At 73.1% G+C, this 18,214-nt stretch carries 18 protein-coding genes; 9 read left to right on the top strand and 9 right to left on the bottom strand.

The window, feature by feature from the left end; genetic code table 11:
* Position 1: 1 nt before the first annotated feature.
* The 3 genes from HPC71_RS18295 to HPC71_RS18285 form a co-directional block, all read right to left on the bottom strand.
* On the bottom strand, positions 2–1,747 hold the full coding sequence (locus HPC71_RS18295; RefSeq protein WP_154615293.1) for a DUF4012 domain-containing protein: 1,746 nt from the start codon (positions 1,745–1,747) through the stop codon (positions 2–4).
* A gap of 110 nt (positions 1,748–1,857) precedes the next feature.
* Positions 1,858–2,274 (bottom strand): hypothetical protein, encoded by a 417-nt coding sequence (locus HPC71_RS18290; RefSeq protein ID WP_154615294.1) that lies wholly within the window; start codon positions 2,272–2,274, stop codon positions 1,858–1,860.
* Positions 2,275–2,644: 370 nt separating this feature from the next.
* Positions 2,645–3,292, bottom strand: a complete 648-nt coding sequence (locus HPC71_RS18285) for a TetR/AcrR family transcriptional regulator (RefSeq protein ID WP_154615295.1) — start codon at positions 3,290–3,292, stop codon at positions 2,645–2,647.
* Positions 3,293–3,334: 42 nt separating this feature from the next.
* On the opposite strand from HPC71_RS18285, the gene HPC71_RS18280 reads away from it, so the two are divergent.
* Genes HPC71_RS18280 through HPC71_RS18255 form a run of 6 tightly spaced genes read left to right on the top strand, consistent with a single transcriptional unit; the run spans position 3,335 to position 9,048 of the window.
* A complete protein-coding gene (locus tag HPC71_RS18280; RefSeq protein ID WP_154615296.1) occupies positions 3,335–4,300 on the top strand; it encodes a glucosyl-3-phosphoglycerate synthase in 966 nt (321 codons plus the stop codon).
* On the top strand, positions 4,297–5,160 hold the full coding sequence (gene folP / locus HPC71_RS18275) for a dihydropteroate synthase (protein ID WP_216656457.1): 864 nt from the start codon (positions 4,297–4,299) through the stop codon (positions 5,158–5,160). Before HPC71_RS18280 ends, folP begins: the two co-directional genes overlap by 4 nt.
* Positions 5,157–5,633: a class III extradiol ring-cleavage dioxygenase family protein gene (locus HPC71_RS18270; RefSeq protein ID WP_171897023.1), complete on the top strand. Its 477-nt coding sequence runs from the start codon at positions 5,157–5,159 to the stop codon at positions 5,631–5,633. The genes folP and HPC71_RS18270 overlap by 4 nt, the downstream gene beginning before the upstream one ends.
* Positions 5,630–6,292: a dihydrofolate reductase family protein gene (locus HPC71_RS18265; RefSeq protein ID WP_171897022.1), complete on the top strand. Its 663-nt coding sequence runs from the start codon at positions 5,630–5,632 to the stop codon at positions 6,290–6,292. The genes HPC71_RS18270 and HPC71_RS18265 overlap by 4 nt, the downstream gene beginning before the upstream one ends.
* A 33-nt stretch (positions 6,293–6,325) precedes the next feature.
* Positions 6,326–8,140, top strand: coding sequence for a hypothetical protein (locus HPC71_RS18260; protein ID WP_154615297.1), 1,815 nt, complete (start codon positions 6,326–6,328; stop codon positions 8,138–8,140).
* Between the two features lie 23 nt (positions 8,141–8,163).
* Positions 8,164–9,048, top strand: coding sequence for an ATP-grasp domain-containing protein (locus tag HPC71_RS18255; protein WP_154615298.1), 885 nt, complete (start codon positions 8,164–8,166; stop codon positions 9,046–9,048).
* 364 nt (positions 9,049–9,412) lie between these two features.
* Here the strand turns inward: HPC71_RS18255 and HPC71_RS18250 are convergent, their stop codons facing one another.
* The 3 genes from HPC71_RS18250 to HPC71_RS18240 all read right to left on the bottom strand — a co-directional run bounded on the left by HPC71_RS18250 (position 9,413) and on the right by HPC71_RS18240 (position 11,352).
* Positions 9,413–9,772: a hypothetical protein gene (locus tag HPC71_RS18250; RefSeq protein WP_154615300.1), complete on the bottom strand. Its 360-nt coding sequence runs from the start codon at positions 9,770–9,772 to the stop codon at positions 9,413–9,415.
* Positions 9,773–9,946: 174 nt separating this feature from the next.
* On the bottom strand, positions 9,947–10,852 hold the full coding sequence (locus HPC71_RS20970) for a hypothetical protein (RefSeq protein WP_216656670.1): 906 nt from the start codon (positions 10,850–10,852) through the stop codon (positions 9,947–9,949).
* Positions 10,849–11,352 (bottom strand): GtrA family protein, encoded by a 504-nt coding sequence (locus HPC71_RS18240; protein ID WP_154615302.1) that lies wholly within the window; start codon positions 11,350–11,352, stop codon positions 10,849–10,851. Before HPC71_RS18240 ends, HPC71_RS20970 begins: the two co-directional genes overlap by 4 nt.
* A 62-nt stretch (positions 11,353–11,414) precedes the next feature.
* Here HPC71_RS18240 and HPC71_RS18235 point away from each other — a divergent pair, with 62 nt between their 5' ends.
* The 3 genes from HPC71_RS18235 to HPC71_RS18225 all read left to right on the top strand — a co-directional run bounded on the left by HPC71_RS18235 (position 11,415) and on the right by HPC71_RS18225 (position 14,324).
* Entirely contained in the window at positions 11,415–12,740 is a 1,326-nt protein-coding gene (locus tag HPC71_RS18235; RefSeq protein WP_154615304.1) for an MFS transporter, read from the top strand.
* A gap of 100 nt (positions 12,741–12,840) precedes the next feature.
* On the top strand, positions 12,841–13,728 hold the full coding sequence (locus tag HPC71_RS18230) for an LLM class flavin-dependent oxidoreductase (protein ID WP_154615306.1): 888 nt from the start codon (positions 12,841–12,843) through the stop codon (positions 13,726–13,728).
* Positions 13,725–14,324 carry a rhomboid family intramembrane serine protease gene (locus HPC71_RS18225; protein WP_154615308.1) on the top strand — a complete coding sequence of 200 codons (600 nt, stop codon included), beginning with the start codon at positions 13,725–13,727 and terminating at the stop codon, positions 14,322–14,324. The genes HPC71_RS18230 and HPC71_RS18225 overlap by 4 nt, the downstream gene beginning before the upstream one ends.
* A gap of 105 nt (positions 14,325–14,429) precedes the next feature.
* Here the strand turns inward: HPC71_RS18225 and HPC71_RS18220 are convergent, their stop codons facing one another.
* The 3 genes from HPC71_RS18220 to HPC71_RS18210 form a co-directional block, all read right to left on the bottom strand.
* Positions 14,430–15,416: a TIGR03617 family F420-dependent LLM class oxidoreductase gene (locus tag HPC71_RS18220; RefSeq protein WP_171897021.1), complete on the bottom strand. Its 987-nt coding sequence runs from the start codon at positions 15,414–15,416 to the stop codon at positions 14,430–14,432.
* A 241-nt stretch (positions 15,417–15,657) separates the two neighbouring features.
* Positions 15,658–16,683 carry a LacI family DNA-binding transcriptional regulator gene (locus HPC71_RS18215; RefSeq protein WP_171897020.1) on the bottom strand — a complete coding sequence of 342 codons (1,026 nt, stop codon included), beginning with the start codon at positions 16,681–16,683 and terminating at the stop codon, positions 15,658–15,660.
* A 9-nt stretch (positions 16,684–16,692) separates the two neighbouring features.
* The gene (locus tag HPC71_RS18210) at positions 16,693–18,153 is read right to left on the bottom strand and encodes a GH1 family beta-glucosidase (protein WP_154615310.1); all 1,461 of its coding nucleotides are present in this window, start codon (positions 18,151–18,153) and stop codon (positions 16,693–16,695) included.
* Positions 18,154–18,214: the final 61 nt, after the last annotated feature.

Below are 18,214 nucleotides of genomic sequence, written 5' to 3'. Positions count from 1 at the left end.
CTCAGCCGCAGGCGCTCGGGTACGTCGCGCGCGACGCGGTCGGCTCGATGGACGGCGTCGTCCGCACGTCGACCGCGCCGGTCTGGCCCTCGGGGGTCGTCATCCGCCACTCAACGTTGGTGACCTCGCCGGGTTGCAGATCGGCGATCACCCTGGCGACCGGGCGTCCCTCGTGCGTCAGCTTCTCGACCTTGACGGGCCGGCCGTTGAACGCCACCTCGTCGATCGCACCCTCGACCGGCCCGTAGAGGTAGGCCACGACGAGCTGCGAGCCGACCTCGGCGCCGTAACCGCCGCCGCCGGTGACGTAGTTGGGCAGTGAAGCCATCGTCGCGGGGTCCGCGACCGACTCCAGGCGGAGCATGCCGTCGATGCGCTGGCGTCCCGCGCTGCACGAGGTCGCCTTCGCGCGGACGTCGTGTCGCAGGAAGTACGACATCTTCCCGACGCTGGTGTCGTCGAGGTAGACCCCGACCTGGGGCCGCTCGGTCTCCTCGGTCGGGAGGTCGCCGCTGACGGCGGTCCCGCGGAGGGAGCCCTGCTCCTCCTCGTCGAAGGAGTGCACCAGCAGGCGACCCTCGCGCGCGCCGCGGGTGAGGGCCTCGAGCATGTCCTGCGGGGCGGACCCGCCGGCCGACACCCGGTCGAAGACGGCGCGCGCTGCGGCGCGGAAGAACTCGTCCTGCGCGGTGGGGTCGGGGAGCCGGACGTAGACCTCGTGGAGCAGCTGGTCCACGGCGTTCTCGGCGCGCAGCTCGACGCCGTCGACCTGGACCGGCCCGGTGACCTCGAGCAGGTAGGAGAGGGCCACCGGGTCGACGGACAGCACGCCGGCCGGGTCCTCCGGCTGGGTCTCGACCCACCGGGCGCCGATCAGCTCGGCGGCGCGCGCCCAGTCCGGGGTGAGGTTGGCGTCGAGGACGTAGAGTCCGAGATTCGAGCTGAACAGGGACCGCTCCTCGGCCGTGAGGGGGAGGACCGGCCTGTCTCGGCGCCCCAGCTCGTTGCCCGCGACCTGCCGCGTCAGCTCGATCCGCCCCTGCTCGGTGTGCAGGACCGAGATCGCGCCGGGGAGGCCACCGGTCGCGCGGATCTCGGCGTTGTTCTGGAGCACCAGCAGGTAGTCGCGCTCGCCCTCGGCGCCGAGCATGGCCGGCATGACCCCCAGCGCGGTGGCCGCGGCGTTCATCGCCCCGCTGGCGTCGCCGACCTTCTCACGCAGCTCACGGAACCTGGTCGCCAGCCGCTCGACGTACCCGTCGGGGTCGGCGTCCGAGAGCCGGCCGTCGGCGTCGGCGAAGGCCGCGTCCGCTGCCGCGACCGGGGCCTGGAGCCGCTGGAGGGCGTCGAGGTCGACCCGCGCGTCCCTCGGGACGATCGAGTCGAGGTCGTCGGAGACGTCGATGAGCGGGTCGATGCCCTCCCGGCTGAGGTCGGCCAGCACATCGCTGACCAGCGCGATGCCGTCGGCGTCGTCGCCGACGACCGGTGCAAGGCCGAGGGCCCGCCAGGTGATCCCGGAGGTGCGGTCCGATGCGTCCTGGCTGTGCTGGCGAAGGTCGGCCAGTGCGGTCCGCGCGCGGTCCGCGTCGTTGTCCTGCACGGCGGCCTGGACCACCTCCGCATCGTCCACGACCGCGTTGAGCGAGCTGTTGACCTGGTAGGCCGTCCACCCGGTCCACGCAGCTGCGGCCACGACGACGAGGAGGAGTGCCAGGACAGTGCCGAGACGGCGGGGGCGAGGCATGCCGGGACCCTATCGATCCGGTCGGCTGGCCGGGCCAGCCCCGCGGGTTCGACCAAATGCACGAGACCCCGGCCGCAGGGCCGGGGTCTCGTGAAGCGTCGGGCTGCTGATCAGCTGACGGTGATCCAGTAGGTGCGGGTGACCCGCTTCCACGGGGTGTTCTTGTTCGGGATCAGCTTGACGGTCACCTTGTACCTGCCGGGGGCCAGGCCCTTCGGGCCCTGGATGGTGACGGCGCCGTTCTTGTCGATCTTCTTGACCTTGTTCGAGACGACCGGGCCGCCGACGGCCTTGATGATCATCCGGGTCTTGCCCTTGACGACCGCGTCGCCCTGGGTGCCCCAGACGATGTTGACCTTCGGGCGCTCGCCCTGGTCGACGTTCTTGTCCTTGACAATCTCGGGCTTGGGCTTGATGCAGACGCCGTAGCGGTCGCACTGCTCCGCGTTCGCAGCGGTGCCGGTCGCGCCGACGAAACCGGCGGCCATGAGCACGGACGCGAGCAGTGCGATGATGAGCTTCTTCATAAAGGGCTTCTCCCCATGCGGCGCCCGGGGGGACGCGGTGTGCAAGACGTTCGGCATCCTCGCACAGGTTCTTTGCCCTTATCGCATCGTTCCGCCGTTACCAACGAGTAGTTCACATGACGCGCCGAAAAGGTGCGCGGCCTCACGTCGGCGCGTGCGTGGTCTGGACGGCTCGTGATACGGCTGCGCCGTCGTCGTGGGCGGTGCAGGATCGATCCATGCGGCGGGGGCTCAAGAAGTGGCGGCGACGGGTGAAGTGCCGGATCAAGCACGGGACCTCGTGCCCGCACGTGAGCGGCTACCACTGAACTGACCTCTCGCCAGGCCAGTGGCGAGGGAGCTGATGGGCGGTGGCCAGGGCTGCCGCCGATCAGGGCGCAGTTCTCTTCCCCGGGGCCGACCCAGAGGCCCCTGCTCCCGCGAGGACGAAGCCCACGATGGCCTGGACCTGCGCGCGCAGCTCCTCGTCGCTGAGGTGGCGGCCCTCGCCAGGCAGCAGCAGCCGGTTCATGGTGACCGCGCCGTACAGGCAGAGCACGAGCGTCGTCGCCGGGAGGTCCGCGGGCACCTCGCCGCGGTCCACCGCGCGCCGGAGGATGGGGAGGATGGCGTCGGTGTGGTGGCGGGCGACCTTCTCGGTGAACGAGCCCAGCGAGGACGGCGCGCCCGCGGCGTCGACCGCCATCCGCACGGTCGCCCAGCCGGCCGGGTCGAGGTAGTGGCGGAACAGGTTGGTCGCCAGCTGCTCGAGGTCGCCGCGCAGCGATCCGGTGTCGACGTCCTCGATGCCGGCGGCGCGGGCCCCGACGGCGTCGAGGAGGAGGGCGTCCTTGTCGCGCCAGCGCAGGTAGACCGTGGACTTCCCGACGCCGGCCCGCCGCGCGACGGCGTCCATGGTGAAGCCGGCCCAGCCGCGCTCGCCGTACTCCTCGAGCGCCGCCTCGAGGATCCGCGTCTCCGCCCCGGGCGTGCGCGGCCGGCCGCGAGTGCGGCGCGGCGCGGGCTGGGGGGACGCCATGCGAACGATTCAACCACCCAGTGGGCTACTAGGTTGGGCGCCATGGCAGGGCCGACGGAGCACCCGGTTGAGGACGTGGTGGCGGGCGGGGTGGAGGGCTGGTTCGCCCGCAGCACCCACCACTGGGACGACTGGACGTTGGCCGACCTGGTCGCGGCGAAGGGCTCCCAGCGGGTCAGCCTGGTCGTGCCGGCGCGCAACGAGGCGGGCACCGTGGGGGACGTCGTCTCCCGGGTGCGCGCGGCGCTGGTCGAGACCGTCGCGCTCGTCGACGAGGTCGTGGTGATCGACTCCGACTCCACCGACGCGACGTACGCCGTCGCCAGTGACGCGGGCGCCGTGGTCCACCGCTCGGCGGAGGTGCGCCCCGACCTCGGCTCGCACCCCGGCAAGGGCGAGGCGATGTGGAAGTCGCTGTTCGTCACCACCGGCGACGTGCTGGTCTTCATGGACGCCGACCTGCTCGACTGGGACACCCACTTCGTGCCCGGCCTGCTCGGCCCGCTGCTGACCCGGCCGGAGGTCGCGCTGGTCAAGGGCTTCTACGAGCGGCCGGGGGCCGAGGGACCGTACGACGGCGGCCGGGTCACCGAGCTCGTCGCCCGCCCGCTCATCGCGCTGGAGCACCCCGAGCTGGCCGGGCTGGTGCAGCCGCTCGCGGGGGAGTGGGCGGTGCGCCGCTCGCTCTTCGAGGCGCTGCCGGTGCCGACGGGGTACGCCGTGGAGCTGGCCGCTCTTGTCGACACCGCCGGCCTGCTGGGGCTCGACGCGATCGCCCAGGTCGACCTCGGCCGGCGCGACCACGCCCACCAGGCGCTGCTCGACCTCGGCGCGATGGCCACCCAGATCCTGGCCGCGATGGCGTCGCGGCGCGACGGGGCCGGCGCTAGCGGCGCTCCCGGGGGCTCGGTGGCGCTGCGTCAGTACCGGCCCGGCCCGGCCGGCATCGCCCCCGCCGACCGGGTCGTGCTCGTGGCCGAGCGCCCGCCCGCGAGGTCCGTGGCGTGACCCTTCGACTCGGTCGGCACGCGTTCGCCGACGACGCGACGATCATGATGGCGATCGTCAACCGCACCCCCGACTCGTTCTACGACAAGGGCGCCACCTGGGCCGAGGACGCGGCCTTCGACCGGGTCGCCCAGGTCGTCGACGAGGGCGCCGAGATGGTCGACATCGGCGGCATCAAGGCCGCCCCCGGCGCGGAGATCGACGAGGTCGAGGAGAAGCGGCGGGTCGTCGACTTCGTCGCGCGGGTGCGGGCGGCGTACCCCTCGCTCGTCATCTCCGTCGACACCTGGCGCGCCTCGGTCGGCGACGCGGTCTGCGAGGCCGGCGCGGACGTCCTCAACGACGCGTGGGGCGGCGCGGACCCGCGCCTGGTCGACGTCGCCGCCAAGCACGACGTCGCGCTGATCTGCACCCACACCGGCGGCGCGGTGCCGCGGACGCGGCCCTACCGGGTGGAGTACGACGACGTCGTGCGCGCCGCGGTCGACGACACGGTGGCCTACGCCGAGCGGGCGCTCGCCGCGGGCGTCGCGCGGGAGTCGCTGGTCATCGACCCGGCCCACGACTTCGGCAAGAACACCTTCCACTCCCTGGAGATCACCCGGCGGCTCGACGAGATGGTCGCAACCGGGTGGCCGGTGCTGGTGTCGCTGTCGAACAAGGACTTCGTCGGGGAGTCGCTCGACCTGCCCGTCGGGGAGCGGCTCGTCGGCACGCTCGCGGCGACCGCGGTGTGCGCGCTGGCCGGGGCGCGGATCTTCCGGGTGCACGAGGTCGTCGAGACCCGCCAGGTCGTCGACATGGTCAACACCATCGCCGGGCGGCGGCTGCCGGCGCGAGCGATCCGGGGGCTCCAGTGACGCGGGTCGTGCTGGTGCCCGGGGTGCTGGCGCTGCTGCCGGAGCACGCCTCCCAGGTCGACCCCGTCGCCGAGCTGCGGGCGGCCGCGGTCGAGGCGGTGCGGTGGCTCGGGGACGGCGTGCAGGTGGTCGCCGACGCCCAGGGCGAGCGGGTGGCCGACGCGCTGCTGGCCGAGGCCGGGGTGGCTCGCGGCGGTGCGGCGGCGTACCTCGTCGTCGGCAACGGCTCGGCCAAGCGCTCGGAGAAGGCGCCCGGGCACCTCGACGAGCGGGCCTTCGCCTTCGACGACGCGCTGCGGGCGGCGCTGGTCGCCGGCGACCTGTCCGGTGTCGACTGGACCCTCGCCGAGGAGCTGTGGGCCTCCGTCGACGGCATCCGTCGCGCGGCCGACCTGGTCGCGGGGCCGGCGACGGTGGACTACGACGACGACCCGTACGGCGTGGCCTACTGGGTGATGCGGTGGGGCTCGTGAGGGTCCTGCTGGGGCCGCGCAACGGCGACCTCGCCGACCTGTACGCCGTGCCGCGGCGGCCGTGGCTGCGGGCGAACATGGTCGGAACGGTCGACGGCGCGGCTACCGGGCCGGACGGGCGGAGCGGGTCGATCAACAACGCCGCTGACCAGCGGGTCTTCGCCGTCCTGCGCGCGCAGGCCGACGCGGTCGTGGTGGGCGCGGGCACGGCGCGGGCCGAGGAGTACGGGCCGGCCGACGCCCCGCTGGTGCTGGTCAGCCGGCGGGCAGAGGTGCCGTCGGGGCTGCGTGGGCACGAGCCCGGCCGGGTGCTCGTGGCGACGTGTGCCACCGCCGAGCACCTCGAGGAGGCGCGGGCGCTCCTCGGTGACGAGCACGTGCTCGTCCTGGGCGAGGAGTCCGTCGACCTGGTCGCCCTGCGAGAGACGCTCGTCGGTCGCGGCTGGGAGAGCCTGCTGTCCGAGGGCGGCCCCCACCTGCTGGCCGACCTGCTGGCCGCCGGCCTGGTCGACGAGCTGTGTACGACGGTCGTCCCGCGGGTCATCGCCGGCGACGGGCCGCGGATCACGGCCGGCCCGCCCGTCGACGTACCGATGTCGCTCGAGCTGCTGCTCGAGGAGCGCGGCACGTTGCTCGCGCGGTGGTTCGTCGAGCCCTGACGTCACGCGTCCGCGCTTTCCGCCTCGATTGAGGTGGGCTCGCGAGCCAAGTTCGAGAACCTCGTCTTCGACGTCACCGACTACGGCCTCCGCGCCGAGGGTGCGACCTTCGACAACGCCGACGCACTCGAAGCGCTCATCGCCGGCAAGCCGGAGGGCAGCGCCTTCTGGTTCCCGGCGGTAGGCACCTCCTGGTATGGCTTCGGCCGCCAGGTCGTCGTAGACAAGTCCGTCTCGTTCGTTGGCCCGTCGTGGGGTCGCGGGACCATCAACGGCCCGCTAACTGGGAGCGTGCTCCGCTTCACGACCACCGCCGCCCACCTGGCAGCCCCGTCGCTGTTCAAGGTCACGAAGTCTCGCGTGACCTTCGAGGGCCTTGCGCTCGTGGGGAAGCCCACCCGCGAATCGGCAGCGACAGTGACCGTGAACGGCACCGTCATGCAGTTGTCCAGCATTACCGCCACGCCCGCCTTTGTGGGTGCGCGCGTCGAGGGACCCTACGTCCCGGCGGGCACCACCGTGTCCTCCGTCGACACGGGCGCCAACCGAGTCACGATCTCCAAGGCGTGCGCAGGCACGGCAATCACCGGCGCCACCTCGACAAGCAGTGCACTCACGATCACCTTTAAGGGACCGCACGACCTGGCCCCGGGCTCATCCATCACCCTGACCGGCTTCAGTCCGTCCGCCTGGAACGGAACCTGGGACGTCGCCGCCGTGCCGGACTTCCGGACTGTGACGATCGCCAGCACGGCCAACCCAGGCGCCGCGACCACGCTGGGTGCCTACACCGCCCCGCTCGCCGGCTCGACGGTGTGGTTCGGGGCCGATGGCGTCATCTTCGACGGCGCCGCCGGCGAGCACGCACATGAATGCAAGATGACGAAGGTCAAGGTCGAGCAGTTCAGCGAGGGCCTCGTGTTCGGCGTCGCCGACCACTTCTCCGCGATCGACTGCGAGCTCGGCGGGAACTATGACTCCGTTTGCTACCTGCCGACGAACGAGAACGACTTCATGTTCATCAACACGCTCCTCTCCGGAAACGTCCGCTCCTCGCAGCGGCTCGCCGTCGGAGCCTCGGTGACCAAGGTGCTCGCGGTCGGCTCGCATCACGGTTTCAGCCAGTTCGGAATCTTCCAGGATGTCTCCACCACCGGGCAGGGCTACGCAAGTCTCAACCTCGTCGGATCGCCCATCGAGTACGTCTCGAAGGGGCACGTCCGGATTGCCTGTGGCGGCAACATGACGTTCGACGCCGGGTCCTACTGGACGTGGACGAACGGCACTCCGGCCACGCCGCCGTTCATCATCTACGACCAGCAGAACATCGGGCCGATCCGGTTCGAGCCCCACCTCTACGGATCGAACCCGAATGCGCCCTACCTGGCCTACATCGGCGCCCAGGCTCCCGGCTGCCTGTTTGACTTCAACGCCAACCTTGGAACGTTCGCTGCCGCAGCCTTCCCCTTCAACACCTACGGCTCCAAGGACTTCCGGGGTCAGGTCTTCTTCAACGGGCCGATCTCCACCGGAGGCACGAGCGCCTTCACGGCCGGCGGCGCTGTCCGCCTGAACAACCGGCTACAGGTGCACTCTGTCGGGCGCACGAGCGCCTACGCGACCAGCAATACGACGGACCTCTGGGTCAAGTGCTCTGGGACCTGGACTCTCACCCTGTCGAGTGGAGCCAACGCCGAGCAGGTCGTCATCGCGACCAACACCAGTTCGGGGACGATCACAGTCGCCGCGTCATCGGGATCGATCCTCGGCACCGGAACGCCGACCACCCTCACTCCAGGCCAGACCAGGATGTATCTGTACGACGGGACGAACTGGTTCGCAATGTAGGCGAGACGAGTTAATGTCTGGCGATGCAAAGAGACCGCCTGCGCAAATTCCCCGGCCTGGTCGCCGCGAGCCGCGCGCTCTACTCCCTGCCCTATCGGCGCCGCGCGCTCACCCAAAGGGATGGGAGCCCGAGGATCGAAGTTGCATTTGTCCCCGAGCGACCGCACCCGCTGAACGCAGCATGGAAGATCTGCACGCTCAATGGCTACAAGATCACGAGCACCACGGGGAGTCCGGGTCGCGAGCCGGCACTTGCCGTTCACTTCTCCGGAAGCACCGAGAGGCCGGCGCCGGCCAGCCTCTCTCGCCTGTCCTGCCGCGTGCTGAATCAGGATTGTGACGACATCTCAAAGAGGGCGGTCGAGACCGCCAGTCTCAAGGCGTTCGGATACGGCCTGGCGATCGACCCCTTGACCCATGCGGGTATGTGTGTCGAGAAGTCCGACGCCAACGCCACGCATGACGGCCGGGAGCTCCTCGCACCTCTTGGTGACGACGCCGTCCGGCCGGGGCGCGTGTACCAGCGGGTCGTCGACAACATGACCGACGATGGGACAGAAGTGGTCGACCTACGGCCCGTCGTGATGGGCGACCAGATCGTCCTCGTCTACCGGAAGTACCGGCCCGTGTCTGACCGGTTCAGCAACGTCAACACCCGGACCGAGCTGCTGTCCTCGGCGGAGGCGTTCGACGAGGAGGAGCGCGCGCAGATCCTCACCTTCTGCGCCGCGATGGGCATCGACTACGGAGAGCTCGACGTGCTGCGGGATCGCAGCGACGGCCGGATCTACGTCGTGGACGCCAACCCCACGCCGAACGGGCCCGCGAACCACCTCTCCCCTGCCGACCACTGGTCTGCGCTCGACATGATGTGCGCCGCTTGGCGCGAGGAGTTCATGCCGGCGTAACGCCCCGCGCGGCAACGAGGTCGCCGCCCGCATCTTGGGCTGCGGCCTCGTTCCGCGTGCGCTGAAACTCGCCGCCTTCTTGCGGGAATGACCTGATTGAGCGACTAGTGTTTAGCCGTCCCCGAATGCGAGGTGCACCAGCAGGCGTAGGTGGGCCCTGGGCGAACGCGGAGGCCATCCGCCTGGCCGGGAGTGTGCGCAACGGCCGTGCTGGGGCTGGACGCCGGCGAGGTGGCCATGGTTCACCGGGGTGGCCCACCGCCGACGTACGGCTGTCGCTCGAGGCTCTGCTCGAGGAGCGCGGCACGCTGCTCGCGCGGTGGTTCGTCGAGCGCTGAGTGGCGCTGGTGGGCGAGTGACCGGGTCACTCCACCGTGACGAGTCGGACCTGCTTGTGCAGCGGCGTTGGGCTCCCGGGGTTGGGCACGAAACGTGCGACCAGGCGATAGGTGCCGGCCGGGAGATCGCGCTGGAACCGCGCGGCGCGGTGCTTGTTCGGTGTCTTGGTCTTGTCCCACACGACGCGGCCGCCGGTCCGGACGACGACCCGGAACGTCGCGGGCGAGGCGTCGGCGTCGGACGCGGGAAAGAACTTCATCCGCACCAGGAGGGGCTCGCCTGCCGTCCCGCGGACGTCGACCCGCATCTCCGGAGGCAGCGTCGCTCCGGCCGGCGCGCTCGCGGTGAGCAGCAGGATCGCTGCGAGGGTGGCGGCTCGCTTCATGTGCCGCATCCCTCGCAGCGGCTCTATCGCCGGGACCGAAGGTTTTACTTTGTGACCTAGTGGTCACCCTAGGAACGACGGCGCGGCGGTCTCGGGGACAGCGGCGGCTCCCCGCGCATGGGGGTTCCCGAGGCCGCCGCGTCTCGCTGCCGCCGTCGCGCCGACGCTGGTGGGTCAGCCGGCCGGCGGGGCCGCGGGGTCGGTGACCGAGAGCAGGACGGCGCCTGGGTAGGTCTCCCGGAGGGTCGCCAGGTAGCCCACGAGCACCTCGCGGGTCAGGGCGGCGGTGCCGACCACGACGACCGGTTCGTCGGCCGCGCCCAGGTCGAGCACCAGCTCGTACGCCACGCCGTCGGCGACGTCCGGCACGAGCGCGAGCAGGGTTTCCTCGTCCGCGGGGTCGGTCGGGGCGGCGTCGGTGTCGACCAGGCAGGTCCAGCCCAGCGCCAGCGCGTCTGCGCACGGATCGGCCACCGGCGTGGGCTCGGGCTGGGGGCTCGGCTGCGGCGTCGGGGAGGGGGTCGGCGTCGGGGTCGGCGTCGGGGTGGGCGTCGGCGTCGGGGTGGGCGTCGGCGTCGGGCTCGGCGTGGGGGTCGGCGTCGGCGTCGGCGTGGGGGTCGGCGTGGGAGTGGGGGTCGGCGTCGGCGTCGGGCTCGGGGTGGTCGGCTCGAAGTCGGCGCCGGGGGTGGGGGCGGGGGAGGGCTTGACCGAGTCGAAGTCGGCGCCGTACTGCTCGCCGGAGGACCCCGACGGGGCGCCGGAAGGCCCCGAGGCGAAGTCCGGCGGCGGGACGTAGGACGTCATCGGCGGGATGTAGGGCGGGGTGTACGACGACGGGAACATCAGCGGCGGCGGCGCGGCCGTCAGCCGCGGCACCTTCGCGACGACCGGCGGCGGGAAGAGCCCCATCTCCGGCGCGGCGAGGTCCGGGACGGGGAAGCTCGGGAGCTCACGCAGGGAGGTCGGCGGCACGACCACCGGCTCGACGGCGGTGGTCCTGGGCGGCGCTCCGTCGGCGTACACGACAGCGCCCCCACACCCGAGGGTGAGGGCGACCGCGACCGCCAGACGGGACCTCATGACGCAACCGTACGGGCGTCCTCGCGAGGCGGCACAGTGACCTTTGGGGGGAACACCCACCGGCCATAGGCCCAGTAGCGAAACAGCGTCGCAAGCGCTACGCCGACGAGGTTCGCCGAGACGTTCTCGGCGACCGCGGAGGTCCATCCGAGGGCGTAGGAGGTGATCGCGAGCGGCACCAGGTTGACCGCGAGGCCGGCGAGGTTGACCGCGAAGAACAGCAGGTACGCCGTCGCGAGCCGCCGCTGGTGGCGGCCCTCGAAGGTCCACTGCCGGTTGCCCGCGAAGGCGAAGGTCGCCGAGACGACGAACGCCAGCGTCTTCGAGGTCAGCGGCCCGGTCTCCAGCACCTGGCGGGCCAGGTTGTAGCAGGTCACGTCGACGATGAACGCCAGCCCGCCGACGACGAGGAACCGCCACGCCAGCCCGCCGGTGCCACGCGGCTCGGCCGGCCCCGGCTCGGCGGGCACGGGCACGGGATCGACGGCGGTGCTGGGCATGCGCGCCGGTACCCGCCCGGGCCGCGGGAACACCGAGCGACCGCTCGGTGTTGAGTTGCGCCATGACCCCAGACGACTCACGCCGCGTGTCGCTGCTGCTCGGCCTCCTCTTCGGCCTGGCCGGCATGGGGTCCTCCTCCGCGGCGGTCGCGCTGCCGCTGATGGGCGACGACTTCGGCGTGAGCGTGGGGCTGGCGACGTGGTCGATCAGCCTCTACGCGCTGATGCTCGCGGTGACCACCGCGGTCTACGGGCGGATCTCCGACCTCGTCGGGGTGCGGCTGCCGCTGGCCGTCGGCATCGGATTGATGACCACGGGCGCGCTGGTGGCGGCGTTCGCGCCGACGTACGGCATCCACCTCGGCGGCCGGCTCTTCCAGGGCGCCGGCGCGGCGGCGGTGCCGACGCTGGGGGTCGCGGCGGTGAGCGCGCGGTACGACGGCGCGATCAAGGGCCTCGCGCTCGGCCGCCTCGCCGGCATGGCCGCGTGCGTCTCGTGCCTCGGCCCCCTCGCCGGCGGCCTGGTCGAGCACGCCTTCGGGTGGCGCGCGGTGATGGCGCTGCCGATCCTCGGCGTGCTCGTGGTGCCGTTCCTGTGGCGCGCCCTGACCGGCGAGGGCAGCGGGGCGAGCCTCGACGTGCTCGGCGCCGTCCTCGTCGCGGCCACCGCCGCCGGCCTGGTGCTGCTCGTGCAGTCGCCCTCGACCGGCCTGGTCGTCGCCCTGGTCGGCGTGCTGCTGATGGTGCTGGGCGCGCCGCTCGTCGCAGTGCGGGTACGTCGCCGGCCACACGGCTTCCTGCCGCTCGCCGTGGTCCGCAACGCCACCGTCGTGCGCAGCGCGGTGGCAGCGTCCGCCGTGCCGGCGGCGTGGTTCGGGCTGCTCATCGCGGTGCCGGCCGTCCTGATCGGCCACGGCTGGGCCGCCTGGCAGGTCGGCCTGCTGCTCGTGCCGAGCGCGGTCATCGCGCTCCTCGTGCCCCGGGTCGCCGGCCCGCTGCTCACCCGGATCGGTGGCCCGGCCTCGCTGACCCTCGCGGGACTGGTCGCCTCGGCCGCGCTGGTCCTGGCCGCCGTCGGCACCGCGGCCCCCTCCCCGGTCGTGCTCGGCTCCGCGGTCGTCCTGGTGACCATCGGCTACGGGCTCGGCCAGCCCGCGATGATCGCCTCGGTCGGCGACGCGGTCGCGCTCGACGTCCGCGGGGTTGCGCTCGGGGTCGCCACCTTGTTCTTCCTCGTCGGCGGCTCGGTCGGCTCGGCCGTCGTCGGCGGGATCGGCGACGCCATCGGCACCCCCGGCGCGCTCGGCGTGCTGGCCGTCCTGCCGCTGCTCGGGCTGCTCGCGCTCATCCCCGAGCTGCGGCGGTCCGCCGCGCCCGCGGCCGAGTAGCGGGGCAGCCGGCGGCGGGTCGGCCGGGAGGTCCGCCGGCGGGCTGCGGAGCCCGGTCGCTCGCCCCGTGTCTGCCACAGTTGCAGACGTGCGAGTGGGGATGACGTTGCCCGTGATGGAGCCGGACCTCTGGGACGAGGGGGCCGCGATTCTGGAGGCCTGGGCGCGGGCGGTCGACGACGGCCCGTTCGGCACGCTGAGCTTCGGGGAGCGGATCGCCTTCGACAACCCCGAGACGCTGACCCTGCTCGGCGCGGTCGCGGCGTGGACCCGCCGGGTGGAGGTCGCCACGACGGTGGTCGTCCCGCAGCTGCACGACCCGGTGCTCCTCGCGAAGTCGCTGGCCACCGCCGACCGGCTCTGCGGCGGCCGGCTCACCGTCGGGCTCGGCATCGGCGGCCGCGAGGAGGACTACGCCGTCGTCGGCGCCGACCTCGCGGGCCAGACGATGGGGGAGCTGGCCGAGCGGGCGGCCGTGCTGCGCGCGGTGTGGCGCGGCGAGACCGTCGCCGGCGCGACCCGGACCGTCGGCCCGCCGCCGACCCGGCCCGGCGGCCCGGACCTCCTCGTCGGCACCACCGGCCCGCTGACCGTGCGGCACGCGGCCGGCTGGGCCGACGGCCTCGCGGGGGTCACCCTCGACGTCGACCCCGACGGCGTACGCCGCCTCTTCGACGTGGCCGAGCAGGCCTGGGCCGACGAGGGCCGGGACCGGCGGCCGCGGCTGACCACGTCGTTCTGGTTCGCCCTCGACGACGGCGACGGGTCGGCGCGCGAGCAGGTCCACCGCCACCTGCACCACTACATGAGCTGGCTGCCGACCCACCTGGTCGACGCGATGGCGCCGACCACCGGCTTCGCGGGCACGCCCGCGCAGCTGCGGGAGACGCTGCGCCGCTTCGAGGACATCGGCGCCGACGAGGTCCACCTCATCCCCACCGGGTCCGACGTCGCGCAGGTCGAGGCCGTCGCGGAGCTGCTCGGATGAGCGCCCGCCGGACCGGCGGCGACCTCGGCGGCACCTGGGTCCGCGCGGCGCTGATCAGCGTCGGGTTCGTGGCGCTGCTGTGGCTCATCGAGGCCTGGGACGCGATCTCGCCCCAGGACCTGGACACGTACGGCGTCCGCCCGCGCGACGACGACGGGCTGGTCGGCGTCGCGCTCGCGCCGGTGCTGCACGGGGGGTGGGACCACCTGGCGGGCAACACGCTGCCGGTGCTGGTCCTCGGCTTCCTCGTGCTCGTCGGCGGCACCGCCCGCGGCCTCGCGGCCACCGCGATCATCTGGGTGGTCGGCGGCCTCGGCGTGTGGCTGACCGCGCCGACGTACTCCATCCACCTCGGCGCCAGCGTGCTCGTCTTCGGCTGGCTGGTCTACCTCATGCTGCGCGGCGTCTTCACCCGCAGCGCCGGCGAGATCATCCTCGGCATCGTGCTGTTCCTCGCCTACGGCGGCCTGCTCCTCGGCGTCCTGCCCGGGCAGCCGGGCGTCTCCTGGCAGGGCCACCTCTTCGGTGCGGTCGGCGGCGCGCTCGCGGCGGTCTGGGTCGACCGTCGCTCGCGGCAGGGGTTCGCGGGCTACTGAGGCCACGTCCCTGCGGGGGGTAGTCACGGACGTTCCTGTCCGTGACTACCCCCGCGACGGACAGAAACGTCCGTGACTATCCCGTCGACCCCCGGCCGGAGGTGGTCAGGCCAGGGCGCGGGCGAGCGCGCCGACCTGGTCGAGCGGGGCGGCGTACCCCGGGAAGTAGGCGCACACCCGGTCCGCGACGTCGCCGAAGCGGCGCAGGATCTCCGCGGCGCACTCCTCGGGGGTGCCGACCACCGCGAGGGTGTGCAGCATGTCGTCGGTGACCAGCTCCATCATCGCGCCGACGTCGCCGGTCTTGGAGAGCCGGTTGAGCTCGGGCTGGACGTCGGCCCAGCCCTCCACCTCGAGCACGGGGCGGTACGCCGGCGTGGAGCCGTAGAAGGCGAGCAGGCCGCGCACGCCGAGGGCGGCGGCGTGCTGCTCCTCCGGGGTGCGGCCCATGGCGACGATCGCCTGGGGCAGCACGCGGAAGGTCGGCGAGGCGGGGGTCCCGAGGGCGGGAAGCGTGCGCTCGCGGAAGTGCCGGTGGCTGTGGAACGGCATCACCAGCAGCCCGTCGGCCACCTCGCCGGCGGTGCGGGTCATCAGCGGGCCGAGCGCGCCGAGGAGCACCGGCGGCGGGCTGAACGGGTTCGGGCCGGGCACGAAGGTGGGCGGCATCAGCGTGTGGCGGGTGTGCTCGCCGCGGAAGTCCAGCCGGGTGCCGTCCTGCCAGGAGGCGAGGATCGCCTTGACTGCGAGCACGATCTCCCGCATCCGGGCCGCCGGGGGCGACCAGGTGGCGCCGTACCGGTTCTCGACGTGCGGCTTGATCTGCGAGCCCAGCCCGAGCCGGAACCGGCCGCCGGACATCAGCTGGAGGTCCCAGGCGGTGTGCGCGAGGTGCATCGGGCTGCGCGGCATCGCGATCGCCACGTTGGTCATCAGGTCGGTCCGCACCGCGCCGGCCGCCGCGGCCAGCGGGAGGAAGACGTCGTGCGGGCCCTCGAAGGTGAACAGCCCGGCGACGCCCGCGCCGACCAGCTCGCGGGCGCGGTCGGCCGCGCCGTCGGGGCGGGCATCGAGCTGGACGTCGAGGAGCACGTGCGGAACGTAGCGAGCAACGGGGTCGAGTGCCTCCGGACGCGCCGGACCGCTTGGCCGACCCCGGCAGCGCGAGGATCGCGACGGTCCCGACGGGAGGCTTGGCGGGATAGTCCGCCACGCACGCGCCCTCGAGTGGATAGTCCGCCACGCACGCGCCCTTTCCAGCGGGCTCAAGGGCGCAGGTGTGGCGGACTATCCCGCCCGGAAGCCCCCCGGGCCGGCCCCGGCCGGCGGAGGGTCAGGCGGAGGCCCGCCGCACCAGCCGCGGCGGGAGCAGCACCGAGTCCCCGCCGCTGGCGGAGCCGTCGAGCCGGGCCAGCATCAGGCGGGTCGCCCGCTCGGCCAGCTCGCCGGCGGGGTTGACCACGGTGGTGAGCGGGGGCGTGCAGTGGTCGGCGCCGAGGTCGTCGTACCCCACCACCGCCACGTCGCCGGGCACCGACCGGCCCGCCGCGGCGAGCGCGCGCAGCGCCCCGCGGGCCATCAGGTCCGAGGCGACGAAGAGCCCGTCGAGGTCGGGGTGGGCCGCGAGCAGTCGCGCGCAGGCGGCCTCCCCGCTGGCCTCGGTGAAGTCGCCGTGCTCGACCGGCGCGCCGCCCTCGGGTAGAGCCTCGGGGAGCCGGTCGGGCAGCGCGTCGAGGAACCCCGCCAGCCGGTCCTGCCCGGCAGCCATGTCCGAGGGCCCGGCGACGTGCCCGATCCGCCGGCAGCCGCGCTCGAGGAGCAGCTGGGTCGCCAGCCGCGCGCCGGCGACGTTGTCGGTGTCGGCCCAGGCCACCCGGTCCGCGCCGAGGATCGGCCGGCCGACGAACGCGCACGGCAGCCCGAGCTCGCCGAGGTGCTCGGCCAGGTGGTCGCTGCGGTGGTGGGAGACCACGAGGGCGCCGTCGACGTGCCCGTTGCGCAGGTAGCGCAGCGTGCGGCCCTCCTCCTCGCCGGGCCGCGCGAGCAGCAGCACGAGCTGCAGGTCGCGCTCGGCGAGCACCCGGTTGACCGCGGTCAGCGTGCGGCCGAAGAACGGGTCGGAGAAGACCCGGTCGTCGGGCTCGGGGACGACCACCGCCACCGAGTCGGTACGACGCGTGGCGAGCGTGCGGGCGGCCGGGTTCGGCGTGTAGCCGAGGCTGCGCACCGCCGCCTCGACGGCCGCCCGCGCCCGGTCGCTGACCCGGCTGCCGCCGTTGATCGCGCGGGACGCCGTGGCCCGGGACACCCCGGCGAGCCGGGCGACCTCGTCGAGGGTCGGCGTACCGGGGGCGTCCACGGCCGCAACCTAGCGGGCCTCGGCGGCGCCGAGCCTCCCGGACGCGGCGACGTCGGCGTAGAAGCGGGCCGAGGACTTCGGTGTCCGCACCTGGGTGTCGTAGTCGACGTGCACGATGCCGAAGCGCTTGGTGTAGCCGAAGGCCCACTCGAAGTTGTCCAGCAGGGACCACTGGAAGAAGCCGCGCACGTCCACGCCGGCCTCCATCGCCGCGTGCACCGCGCGCAGGTGGGCGTCGATGAACGCGACCCGCTCGGGGTCGTCGACCGTCCCGTCCGCGGCGACCACGTCGTCGTAGGCCGCGCCGTTCTCGGTGATGTAGAGCGGCGGGGTGCCGTACTCCTCGTGCAGTCGGACCAGCAGCCGGGTGAGCCCCTCGGGCTGGACCTCCCAGTCCATCGCCGTGCGCGGCAGGCCGCGGCTGACGAAGACGACGTCCTCGCAGCCGACGTAGGGGGTGCTCGTGGTGCGGCCGGTCTCGTTCTCGTTGCTGGCCAGCTCGTCGGGGTGCGGGCCCCGGGCGACGGCGTTGCCGTTGTAGTAGTTGACGCCGAGCACGTCGATGGGGACGCCGATGATGTCCAGGTCGCCGTCCTGGATCGCGTCGGTCCAGCTGCCGCGGCCCGGCACCGGCATGGCCTCGGTGTCGGCGACGACGTCGGCGGGGTAGCCGCCGCGGAAGAGCGGGTCGAGGAAGACCCGGTTGAACAGCCCGTCCACGCGGCGCGCGGCGTCGACGTCGGCGGGCTCGCTCGGGTCGTGGGGGTCGGCGACGGTGAAGTTGAGGGTGATGCCGAGCCCGGAGCCGGGGCGGTCGGGGTCGACGCCGACCCCGCGCTTGCGCAGCTCCTCGACGACCAGGCCGTGGCCGAGCAGCAGGTGGTGGGCGGCGACCAGGCCGTTCGCGCCCTCCTGGCGGCCCGGCGCGTGCTGGCCGCCGGTGTGGCCGAGGAACGCCGAGCACCACGGCTCGTTCAGCGTCGTCCACGCCGGCACCCGGTCACCCAGCGCATCGTGCACGGCGAGCGCGTGGTCGACGAACCGGTAGGCGGTGTCGCGGTTGGTCCAGCCGCCGGCGTCCTCGAGGGCCTGGGGGAGGTCCCAGTGGTAGAGCGTCAGCCAGGGCAGCACGTCGTTGGCGAGCAGCTCGTCGACCAGCCGGTCGTAGAACGCCAGGCCCGCGGGGTTGACCGGCCCGGCGTCGGGGCGGACGCGGGGCCAGGAGACCGAGAACCGGTAGGCGCCGAGGTCAAGCTCCTTCATGAGCGCGACGTCCGCGGCGTACCGGTGGTAGTGGTCGCAGGCGACGTCGCCGGTGTGCCCGCCGATGACCGCGCCCGGCACCCGCGCGAACGTGTCCCAGATGCTCGGGGCGCGGCCGTCCTCGGCGGCGGCGCCCTCGACCTGGTACGCCGCGGTGGCCGCGCCCCAGAGGAACTGCGGCGGGAACTGGATCTCGGAGCCGGTCATGCCGGGACTCTAGCCGCAGTGGAAGCGCTTCCACGCGTGGTTGGGCGGGGCCGACCCCGCC

It is taken from the genome of Nocardioides marmotae (genome assembly GCF_013177455.1).
GTDB lineage: Bacteria > Actinomycetota > Actinomycetes > Propionibacteriales > Nocardioidaceae > Nocardioides > Nocardioides marmotae.
Note: the sequence above shows the minus strand (reverse complement) of the source record. Positions and strands in the feature narration are given on the sequence as shown.